The sequence below is a fragment of the Acetivibrio sp. genome (genome assembly GCF_035371925.1).
In the GTDB taxonomy this organism is placed as follows: Bacteria; Bacillota; Clostridia; order Acetivibrionales; family Acetivibrionaceae; genus Hungateiclostridium.
The window spans coordinates 1-4,730 of record NZ_DAORXT010000141.1 but is presented as its reverse complement, the minus strand read 5'-3'; the positions used below and the strand labels follow the sequence as shown (position 1 = coordinate 4,730).

3 protein-coding genes and 2 pseudogenes are annotated in these 4,730 nt (G+C 38.1%); 4 read left to right on the top strand and 1 reads right to left on the bottom strand.

Going from position 1 to position 4,730, the window contains the following annotated elements; all coding sequences use genetic code 11:
* Nucleotides 1-80: 80 nt before the first annotated feature.
* From PLH43_RS13060 to PLH43_RS13050, 3 genes and pseudogenes are all read left to right on the top strand, one after another.
* A pseudogene (locus PLH43_RS13060) lies at nucleotides 81-827 on the top strand (glycoside hydrolase family 16 protein); the annotation flags it as partial.
* 81 nt (nucleotides 828-908) lie between these two features.
* Nucleotides 909-1,793 (top strand): annotated as a pseudogene (locus PLH43_RS13055) (family 16 glycosylhydrolase); the annotation flags it as partial.
* A gap of 277 nt (nucleotides 1,794-2,070) precedes the next feature.
* The gene (locus tag PLH43_RS13050; protein WP_324363830.1) at nucleotides 2,071-2,262 is read left to right on the top strand and encodes a hypothetical protein; all 192 of its coding nucleotides are present in this window, start codon (nucleotides 2,071-2,073) and stop codon (nucleotides 2,260-2,262) included.
* A gap of 85 nt (nucleotides 2,263-2,347) precedes the next feature.
* Here PLH43_RS13050 and PLH43_RS13045 read toward each other — a convergent pair whose 3' ends face one another.
* The gene (locus PLH43_RS13045; RefSeq protein ID WP_324363828.1) at nucleotides 2,348-3,694 is read right to left on the bottom strand and encodes a GH1 family beta-glucosidase; all 1,347 of its coding nucleotides are present in this window, start codon (nucleotides 3,692-3,694) and stop codon (nucleotides 2,348-2,350) included.
* A gap of 244 nt (nucleotides 3,695-3,938) precedes the next feature.
* Between PLH43_RS13045 and PLH43_RS13040 the strand changes: the two genes are divergently transcribed.
* The gene (locus PLH43_RS13040; RefSeq protein WP_324363826.1) at nucleotides 3,939-4,712 is read left to right on the top strand and encodes a DUF975 family protein; all 774 of its coding nucleotides are present in this window, start codon (nucleotides 3,939-3,941) and stop codon (nucleotides 4,710-4,712) included.
* The last annotated feature ends 18 nt before the right edge of the window (nucleotides 4,713-4,730 follow it).

The window sequence follows — 4,730 nt, the reverse complement described above, 5'->3', positions numbered from 1 at the left end:
ATATTTTGCTCTATTTGTTTATATTTTCTAGCTTTTTGTGGGACAATCATATTATTATTTTATTTTTCGGGAGGTATCTTATGAAAAAGAGGGTAATTTCACTATTAGCTGCTTTGTTGCTGCTGATTTTACCGCTGTTTGCTTCTCCTTTGCCAAAAGTGGAAGCTGCAAATGTAGTAACTACACCTTTTTCTGCAGTGTTCTCAAATTTTGACTCCAGTCAATGGGAGATGGCGAATTGGGCAAACGGTTCGGTGTTCAACTGCGTTTGGAAACCTTCTCAAGTGTCGTTTTCCAATGGGAAGATGGTTTTGACTCTTGACAAGGAATATGGCGGTTCATATCCGTATAAGAGCGGCGAATACCGCACAAAGTCATTTTTCGGATACGGCTATTATGAAGTAAGAATGAAAGCTGCAAAGAACACAGGTATTGTTTCGTCATTCTTCACATATACAGGACCTTCAGACAACAATCCATGGGACGAAATCGATATCGAGATTTTAGGTAAAAACACAACTCAAGTTCAATTCAACTGGTACAAGGACGGGGTTGGCGGAAACGAATATTATTATAATCTAGGATTTGACGCTTCTCAGGATTTTCATACATATGGTTTTGAGTGGAGACCGGGCTATATAGACTTTTATGTTGACGGTAAAAAAGTCTATCGCGGAACCAGAAATATACCGGTTACTCCAGGTAAAATTATGATGAATTTGTGGCCTGGAACAGGTGTGGACGGATGGTTGGGTCCATATGACGGAAGAACTCCTTTAAATGCAGAGTATGAATATGTAAAATACTATCCTGACGGTGTACCGCAAACAACTTCTACTCCTGTGGTTACTTCTACTCCAGCGGTTACTTCCACCCCTGCGGTTACTCATAATAAGTCAAACTTTTCTGCAGTGTTCTCAAATTTTGACTCCAGTCAATGGGAGAAGGCAGATTGGGCAAACGGCTCCGTGTTCAACTGTGTTTGGAAGCCTTCTCAGGTGACATTTGCCAATGGCAAGATGGTTCTAACCCTTGACAGGGAATATGGCGGTTCATATCCGTATAAAAGTGGTGAATATCGCACAAAAGCATTTTTCGGATACGGTTATTATGAAGTAAGAATGAAAGCTGCAAAGAATACAGGTATTGTTTCATCATTCTTCACATATACAGGACCTTCAGACAACAATCCATGGGACGAAATCGATATCGAGATTTTAGGTAAAAACACAACTCAAGTTCAATTCAACTGGTACAAGGACGGGGTTGGCGGAAACGAATATTATTATAATCTAGGATTTGACGCTTCTCAGGATTTTCATACATATGGTTTTGAGTGGAGACCGGGCTATATAGACTTTTATGTTGACGGTAAAAAAGTCTATCGCGGAACCAGAAATATACCGGTTACTCCAGGTAAAATTATGATGAATTTATGGCCTGGAACAGGTGTGGACGGATGGTTGGGGCCATATGACGGAAGAACTCCATTAACAGCAGAGTATGAATATGTAAAATACTATCCGGATGGAGTGCCGCAAGTAACTTCTAATCCAACTTCCCCTGTGGTTACTCCTACCCCAAGTGGTTCGTTTATCAAGGGAGACATAAACGGCGATGGAAATGTTAATTCAACAGATTATTCATTATTTAAAAGATATTTATTAAAAGTTGTTCGCGAGCTTCCTATTAATGACTTGAGAGCTGCGGATCTTAATAATGACGGAAAAGTTGATTCCACAGACGCTACAATCTTAAAGAGATATTTGGTACGTACAATTCCGAGTCTATAAAAGTGGTTTTAACTTTACCCGTTAAATGGGTAGGTTTTTCTTAAAACCCCATATAAATTAAAACCCCATTCTAAAACCCTGTAATTTATTCAGGTAAATTGCAGGGTTTTTACATTACTGAACTTATAAGTTTGGGTAAAAGCTATTAGATGCTTCTATTTATGAGTTATTAATGATAAAATATATATGGATAGTTTTATTGGCTTAATCCCCTACATATTATTTTTAAATCATTTAACACATAACTATCCAGAAAAATGTGAAGGGTGGTATTTTAATGGATGGTCATTTAAAACAATATGTGGGAAAGAAAATAGTTGCGTATTTTTCTCTGTGGTCAATGCTCCTTCATATTGGTGTATCTGGAGTGGTAAGTGAATGTCGGGAGGGCTGGATTGAGCTTAAGAGAAAAAATAAAGTCGCGCATATTAATATTAATAAAATATATTGCTTTAGAGTTATAGAGTAAATTAAAATGCTAATGGACATTCGGATACGGATGCACATTAGCATTTTATGTTTTGTGCCGTATGATTATGTTCCTTATGTATAAGTTAGAAGCCGTTGTTATTAATGACTTCCTTATACCAGTAACCGCTGTCTTTTATTTTTCTCTCCTGGGTTTCCAAGTTTACATGTACGATACCGAATTTCTTGTTGTACCCGTAGGCCCATTCGAAGTTGTCCATAAGAGACCACAAATAATATCCTTTTAAGTTTACACCGTCCTGAATTGCTCTGTGAGCTTGGGTCAGATAATCCTTAAGATACTGGATTCTCTTTGTGTCTTCTATCCTTCCGTGACTGCTTATATCATCTTTAAAGGCGGCTCCGTTTTCACTGATAATTATATTCGGCTTTCCGTAATCCCTGTCAAGGAGCATAAGCAGATCGTACATACCTTCAGGATATATAACCCAGTCCATATCTGTTTTTTCAAGCTTCTCCAATATGTTTTCTGCAGGAGAATAACCCGAATCACTGGACGGATCATGCTTTATAAATTCCGAAGAATAGTTGTTGAAGGCCAAAAAGTCTATTGGCTGGCTGATAATCTTCAGGTCTTCCTGAGGGAATGAAAGCTCAATACCCTTCTTTTTATAAAACTCCAATGCGTTTTCGGGGTAGCAGCCTTTTAGCACAGGGTCAAGATACCATCTTGCCGCCACTGAGAACGCCAGCTCTGCTGCTAAAACATCCTCAGGCTTTTCGGATGCGGGATAATGATACGATAAATTGTAAGCTATCCCTATTTGGCCGTCGGTTCCCATTTCTCTAAACAGTTTTACGGTTTTGCCGTGGGCCAAAAGGAGATTGTGAGCAACCTCCAGGGATGTGCGAAGGTCTTTTATGCCCGGAGCATGAACGCCCAATAAATGACCAAGAATAGTCACAACTGCGGGTTCGTTGATAGTAAACCATATCGGAACAATGTCTCCTAAGGCTTTAAATATTTCTCTGCTATATTCTGTAAAATAATCGGTGGTATCTCTATTTTGCCATCCGCCCTTGTCCTGAAGTTTTTGAGGAAGATCCCAGTGGTAAAGGGTGATTGCCGGCGTAATTCCGTTTTCCAAAAGCAGATTTGTCAGCCGCTTGTAGAAATCCAATCCCTTTTGATTTAACTGACCTGTTCCCTCGGGGAAAATTCTGGGCCATGAGATGGAAAACCTGTATGACTGAAGGCCGAGTTCTTTCATTATTTTGATGTCTTCTTCATAACGATGATAGTGGTCGCATGCGGTATCTCCGGTATGACCGTCGGCTATTTTACCCGGAGTATGGGAAAAGCGATCCCACACAGATTCACCTTTGCCATCTTCATTGTATGCACCTTCGATTTGATATGCCGCTGTTGCAGAACCCCATATGAAATCTTTTGGGAAAGTGATTTTTGACACGTTTATCACATCCTTTGAGTTATTATTTGCAAACAAGTATATCAATATTATTATAACTTAGAGAAGACATAAATACTATTTATTTTGGGGTTAAGCCAGTGAATTATACCTTAAAAATGCATAAAATAATGGTATATTACGGTTAAGTTATGAGTTTTTTTCTTTGTATTGAATTAAAGAATATGATAAAATAGCAGAATGAACGAAGATAAAATGAATTAGATATATGTGGGGGTAATGTTTGATGGATTTGGGAAGATTAAAAAGGAAAGCGAGATTCCAGCTAAGCAACAATGGAGCGAATTTGGCACTTTTGTATATAATGGTGGTGCTGTTTTATGTTCTGTTGTTTCTTTTGCTGGGGCGTTTGAGCTTGCAGACGTCATTAATAATTAACGGTCCGATAGTATTAGGATGTACCATTTACTTTCTAGGTATAGCAAGGGCGGAAAAGGAGCCTAGGACCAAAAAAGAAAAGAATGATAAAGAAAAGGAAAAAAAGATAAAAGGGAAATTTAATCTTTTTGGAGCGGAAATATCTCTTGGAAAAAAGGTAAAAATAACTCTCGATACAGCTGAGCACCCTTACCGTGTCAGCTTAAAGTATGTGTTTTACGGTTTTAGGTATTTTATAAACGCTGCAGCACTTTATATTTGGACTACTCTTTTAATTTTAGTGTGGTCGCTTTTATTGATTGTGCCGGGAATATTCAAGGCGCTTGATTATAGTATGAGCTTTTTTATATTGGCCGACAATCCTACAATGGACATTAGGAAAGTGGCGGATTTGAGCAAAAGAATGATGAAAGGACATAGGAAAGAGCTCTTTTTGCTTACCTTGAGCTTTATTGGCTGGATATTGATTTCGATATTCACTTTTTCCATTGGTTTTGCCATTACAATACCGTACATGATGACTGCTTATGCGTTATTCTATGATGAGCTCAAAAATGAAAGTATAAAAAACGGCATTATTGCAGAAGATGAAATTGGAACCAAGAGATTGTGGGAATATTAAAAACTGCATAATTTATAA